Annotated in this window: 1 protein-coding gene; it reads left to right on the top strand. The window is 71.7% G+C overall.

The annotated features are described in order from the left end of the window. Positions 1-124: 124 nt before the first annotated feature. Entirely contained in the window at positions 125-1,270 is a 1,146-nt protein-coding gene (locus FV223_RS27310) for a histidine kinase dimerization/phosphoacceptor domain -containing protein (protein ID WP_147729830.1), read from the top strand. The last annotated feature ends 258 nt before the right edge of the window (positions 1,271-1,528 follow it).

Here is a 1,528-nt window from a genome sequence, read left to right as displayed (position 1 = left end):
ACAGGTTCAAATCCTGTCCCCGCAACCAAATCAGCATGAAGCCCGCGCCGTCCGACACGACGGCGCGGGCTTCGTCGTGCGCGGTCAACGAGCTTCGTCAAGCCTCATGCGAACCCTGCGCGTCATGAGCGATCACCATCCGGACCTGAGCTACCGCCTCCGCCAGCAGGCGATCCTGTCCGAGTTCGGCGTCGAGGCCCTGCGCGGCGAGGACGTCGACGCGCTGCTGCAGCGGGCGACCGAACTCTGCGCCGAGGGCATGGGCGCCGAGTTCTGCAAGGCGCTGGAGCACCTGCACGACGAGGACATGCTGCTGGTGCGCGCCGGCGTCGGCTGGGGACCGAACGTCGTCGGCCACGCCCGCGTCGGCGCCGACCTCGCCTCGCCCGCGGGCTTCGCCCTCAAGACCGGCCGGCCGGTGATCTCCAACCACCTCGAGAACGAGAACCGCTTCCGCACGCCGCAGATCATGGCCGAGCACGGCATCCGCCGGGCGATCAACGTGCTGATCGAGAACCGCGAAGGCGCCTTCGGGGTGCTCGAGGTCGACGATACCCGCGAGGGCATGTTCACCGAGGCCGACATCGCCTTCATGCAGGGCTTCGCCAACCTGCTCGGCGGCGCGATCGAGCGGCAGCGCACGGAGGGGCTGCTCAAGCAGGCGCTGGCGCGGCAGGACCTGCTCGTCCGTGAGATGAGCCACCGGGTGAAGAACAGCCTGGCCATCGTCGCGAGCCTGCTCGCGCTGCAGGCGCGCAACGCCGACGACCCGGCCGTGCGCGACGCCCTGATCGACGCCCGCACCCGGGTCGAGGCCATCGCCGGGGTCCACGACCAGCTCTGGCGCCAGGGCGACACCACGCCGGGCGAGATCGACCTCGCGCAGTTCCTGGAGACGTTGACGGCCAACCTGCAGAGCAGCGCGCCGAACCACCGCATCCGCTGCAGCGCCGAGCCGCTGCGGGTCTCGGCCGACCGGGCGATCCCGATGGGATTGATGGTCAACGAGCTCGTCACCAACGCGATCAAGTACGCCTATCCCGACAGGGCCGGGGAGGTGCGCGTGGGCGCCGCCTGCACCGGCGCGGCGCTCGTCCTCGACGTGTCGGACGACGGCGTCGGCCTGCCGGCGGATTTCGACATCGGCCGGGCCTCGGGCAGCCTGGGCATGCGCGTGATCGCGAACCTCGCCCGCCAGCTCGACGCCCGGATCGCGACGCCGCGCGGGCAGGGCGCCCGCTTCCACATCGAGATCCCGCTGGAGGCGTGAGACCGGTTCCGGCACGGTGGGCGCCGGAGGGCGCTGCGCGACCGCACGAAGATTTGCATCGGGCCGGCCGGTCATGCGTCATGCGCCGGACGCTGGCGCACCCTACGCTGCAGGCCGGATACGAGGAGATGCCATGCCCCGCTTCCCGGTCTTGTCGCGCGTCCCGGCCATGCCCCGCTTGCCGATCGCCGCGCTCGCGGCCCTGTGTCTCGCCGCTCCCGCCTGCACGCGCCCGGCCCTCGCCACGCCGGCCGATCC

Origin of the sequence: Methylobacterium sp. WL116, from assembly GCF_008039455.1 — a bacterium.
In the GTDB taxonomy this organism is placed as follows: domain Bacteria; phylum Pseudomonadota; class Alphaproteobacteria; order Rhizobiales; family Beijerinckiaceae; genus Methylobacterium.
The sequence above is the reverse complement of the archived record's forward strand: the minus strand, read 5'-3'. Positions and strand labels throughout refer to the sequence as shown.

Coding starts and splice junctions, on each gene's coding strand:
- FV223_RS27310 (WP_147729830.1), top strand. CDS start 125: ATGAGCGATCACCATCCGGACCTGAGCTACCGCCTCCGCCAGCAGGCG.